This is a genomic window from Streptomyces viridosporus, from assembly GCF_002078235.1.
GTDB lineage: Bacteria > Actinomycetota > Actinomycetes > Streptomycetales > Streptomycetaceae > Streptomyces > Streptomyces viridosporus.
On sequence record NZ_MSGP01000533.1, the window covers coordinates 1 to 4190 of the forward strand.

Genomic DNA, 4190 nt, shown 5'->3' on the forward strand with positions numbered 1-4190 from the left:
GTCCTGGCGGTCCTCGCACGCGTGGGGGCCCGCCGTCCGTCACCGGCCCGGCGCCCGGTTCCTCGGGGAGCGGGGGGAGCGAGGGGTGCCGGACGAACCCCGGCGCCGTCCCGGTGGGCGGCCGGACCGGGGAGGGAACGCTCCTGCCGGCTCACGGCGCACCGGGCCCCGCCCTCCGGCACCGCAGGGCCGTGCCGGGCACGGACGCCGGGGGACGGCGCCCGGGGCCGGGGCCCGGGAGCGTTGTTCCGAGGGTGCCGCCCCGACACCGGCATGCGCGGGGCGCCAGCGCCGTCCGGACACGCACTGTCGTGTCCCGAGGGCCCGCCCCCCGCCGGGCCCGGCGGCCGACGCCCCGGGCGGGCCTCCGGGGACGGGACCCGTCACCGGCCGCCCCGGGGCCGCACGGCCGATCCCTCAGGGGCCGTAAGGGGTCCCACGACCGCCCCCCGAGGGGAATCAATCCCCGAAGGGCGTCCTACTCGTCGTCCTCGTCGTCCAGCCGTGCCAGCCACGTCGCCAGGCGCTCCACCGGCACCTCGAAGTCGGGGTTGAGATCGACGAACGTCCGCAGCTGTTCGGCGAGCCACTCGAAGGTGACCTCCTCCTCGCCGCGCCGCTTCTCCAGTTCCTCGATGCCACGGTCCGTGAAGTACATGAGGACAAGGATAGGTGCCGGAAAACGGCCGGGCCGCACCCCCGGAGCGGGGATGCGGCCCGGCCGCGTACGGCTCGTGAGGGCGTCGGGACTACGCCTCGAACACCTCACGCACCAGCTGCTCCTGCTCGGCCTGGTGGCGCTTCGCGGAGCCGACCGCCGGGGACGAGCCGTGCGGCCGCGAGATGCGCCGCAGACGCTCGTCGTGCGGGAGGTCGGCGCCGACCGCCAGGTCGAGGTGGTCGATCAGGTTGAGCGCGATGAACGGCCAGGCACCCTGGTTCGCCGGCTCCTCCTGGGCCCACAGGTACTTCTCGGCGTTCGGGTACTTCTTGATCTCCGCCTGGAGCTCGGCACCCGGCAGCGGGTACAGGCGCTCGATGCGGATGAGCGCGGTGTCCGTCGCGTCGCGCTTCCTGCGCTCGGCGTCCAGGTCGTAGTAGACCTTGCCGGAGCAGAAGACGACCTTCTTCACCGCGGCCGGGTCGACCGTGGTGTCGCCGATGACCGGGCGGAACTGGCCCGTGGTGAACTCCTCCGCCTTCGAGGCCGCGGCCTTCAGGCGCAGCATCGACTTCGGGGTGAAGACGACCAGCGGCTTGTGGTGCGGGTTGTGCACCTGCCACCGCAGGAGGTGGAAGTAGTTCGACGGCGAGGTGGGCATCGCGACCGTCATGTTGTTCTGGGCGCAGAGCTGCAGGAACCGCTCCGGGCGGGCCGAGGAGTGGTCCGGGCCCTGGCCCTCGTAGCCGTGCGGGAGGAGGAGGACCACACCGGAGGTCTGGTTCCACTTCTGCTCCGCCGACGAGATGAACTCGTCCACGACCGTCTGGGCGCCGTTGACGAAGTCGCCGAACTGCGCCTCCCACAGCACGAGCGCGTCGGGGCGGGCCAGCGAGTAGCCGTACTCGAAGCCCATCGCCGCGTACTCGGAGAGCAGCGAGTTGTAGACGTTCAGCCGCGCCTGGTCCTCGGAGAGGTACTGCAGCGGCGTGTACTCCTCGCCGGTGCTGCGGTCGATGATGACCGCGTGGCGCTGGCCGAAGGTGCCGCGCTGGGAGTCCTGGCCCGCCAGACGGACCGGGACGCCCTCCAGGAGCAGCGAGCCGAAGGCGAGGGTCTCGCCCATGCCCCAGTCGATGGTGCCGTCCTCGACCATCGCCGCCCGGCGCTGCAGCTGGGGCAGCAGCCGCGGGTGGACGGTGATGTGGTCGGGGATGTTGACCTGGGACTCGGCGATCCGCTTGACGACCTCCGTGGTCACCGCGGTGTTCACGGCGACCGGGAACTCGGCCTGCGGGTCGGAGGTCTCCACGGAGCCGGGCTGGCTGGTGGCCTCGCGGACCTCGGTGAAGACCTTCTCCAGCTGGCCCTGGTAGTCCTGCAGCGCCTGCTCGGCCTCTTCCAGGGTGATGTCGCCGCGACCGATCAGGGACTCGGTGTAGAGCTTGCGCACCGAGCGCTTCTTGTCGATCAGGTCGTACATCAGCGGCTGGGTGAAGGCCGGGTTGTCCGACTCGTTGTGACCGCGGCGGCGGTAGCAGATGAGGTCGATCACCACGTCCTTGTTGAACGCCTGGCGGAACTCGAAGGCCAGGCGCGCGACGCGCACGACCGCCTCCGGGTCGTCGCCGTTCACGTGGAAGATCGGGGCCTCGATCATGCGGGCCACGTCCGTCGCGTACATGGAGGAGCGCGAGGACTCGGGGGCCGCGGTGAAGCCGACCTGGTTGTTGATGACGATGTGGACCGTGCCGCCGGTGCGGTAGCCGCGCAGCTGCGACATGTTCAGGGTCTCGGCCACCACGCCCTGGCCCGCGAAGGCCGCGTCGCCGTGGATGGCCACCGGCAGGACGGTGAAGTCCGTGCCGCCCTTGCCGATGATGTCCTGCTTGGCGCGGGCGACGCCCTCCAGGACCGGGTCCACCGCCTCCAGGTGCGAGGGGTTGGCGACCAGGGAGACCTTGATCTGCTCGCCGTCCAGGCCGGTGAAGGTGCCCTCGGCGCCCAGGTGGTACTTCACGTCGCCGGAGCCGTGCATCGACTTCGGGTCGAGGTTGCCCTCGAACTCACGGAAGATCTGCGCGTACGACTTGCCGACGATGTTGGCGAGCACGTTCAGCCGGCCGCGGTGGGCCATGCCGATGACGACCTCGTCCAGGCGGGACTCGGCGGCCGAGTCCAGCACCGCGTCCAGCAGCGGGATGACGGACTCGCCGCCCTCCAGGGAGAAGCGCTTCTGGCCGACGTACTTGGTCTGCAGGAAGGTCTCGAAGGCCTCCGCGGCGTTCAGCCGGCGCAGGATGCGCAGCTGCTCCTCGCGCTCCGGCTTGGAGTGCGAGCGCTCCACGCGGTCCTGGATCCACTTGCGCTGCTTGGGGTCCTGGATGTGCATGAACTCGATGCCGGTGGTGCGGCAGTACGAGTCGCGCAGCACGCCGAGGATGTCGCGCAGCTTCATCATCGACTTGCCGGCGAAGCCGCCGACGGCGAACTCGCGCTCCAGGTCCCACAGGGTGAGACCGTGCTCGACGATGTCCAGGTCGGGGTGCTTGCGCTGCTTGTACTCCAGCGGGTCGGTGTCGGCCATGACGTGGCCGCGGACCCGGTAGGAGTGGATCAGGTCGAAGACGCGGGCGGCCTTGGTGACGTCGTCGTCGTGCGAGGCGTCGATGTCCTTGAGCCAGCGGACCGGCTCGTAGGGGATGCGCAGCGCCTCGAAGATGTCGTCGTAGAAGTCGTTCTCGCCGAGCAGCAGGTTCGCCACGGCGCGCAGGAACTCGCCGGAGGCGGCGCCCTGGATCACCCGGTGGTCGTAGGTCGACGTGAGCGTCATGACCTTCGAGATGCCGAGCTTGTTGAGGGTGGCCTGGCTGGTGCCCTGGAACTCCGCCGGGTAGTCCATGGAGCCGACGCCCAGGATCACCGACTGGCCGGGCATCAGGCGCGGCACGGAGTGGACGGTGCCGAGGCCGCCGGGGTTGGTCAGGGAGACCGTGACGCCGGTGAAGTCGTCCATCGTCAGCTTGTTGTCGCGAGCACGACGGACGATGTCCTCGTAGGCCTGCCAGAACTCGAAGAAGTTCAGCGTCTCGGCCTTCTTGATCGCCGCGACGACCAGCTGGCGGTCGCCGTTGGGCTTGACCAGGTCGATGGCGAGGCCGAGGTTGACGTGCTCCGGCTTGACCAGGGTCGGCTTGCCGTCCACCTTCGCGTAGGACCAGTTCATCGACGGCATCGCCTTGATGGCCTGGACCATGGCGTAGCCGATGATGTGCGTGAAGGAGATCTTCCCGCCGCGGGCCCGCTTGAGGTGGTTGTTGATGACGATGCGGTTGTCGAACAGCAGCTTCACCGGGACCGCGCGCACGGACGTGGCCGTGGGCAGCTCCAGCGAGGCGTCCATGTTCTTGGCGACGGCGGCGGACGGGCCGCGCAGGGTCACCTTCTCGGGGCCGGCCTTGGCCCCGTCGGCGGGCTCGGCCTTGGCGGCGGCCGGCTTCGCGGGGGCCGGCTTGGCGGGGGCCGGCTT

Annotated in this window: 2 protein-coding genes; both read right to left on the minus strand. The window is 70.3% G+C overall.

The genetic code is table 11. The annotated features are described in order from the left end of the window. Window positions 1-478 precede the first annotated feature (478 nt). Window positions 479-658 carry a DUF6104 family protein gene (locus B7L92_RS31615; protein WP_003992906.1) on the minus strand — a complete coding sequence of 60 codons (180 nt, stop codon included), beginning with the start codon at window positions 656-658 and terminating at the stop codon, window positions 479-481. A 91-nt stretch (window positions 659-749) separates the two neighbouring features. Next, window positions 750-4190 (minus strand): multifunctional oxoglutarate decarboxylase/oxoglutarate dehydrogenase thiamine pyrophosphate-binding subunit/dihydrolipoyllysine-residue succinyltransferase subunit (locus B7L92_RS31620; protein ID WP_081240742.1); only part of this gene is annotated, 3441 nt, incomplete at its 5' end.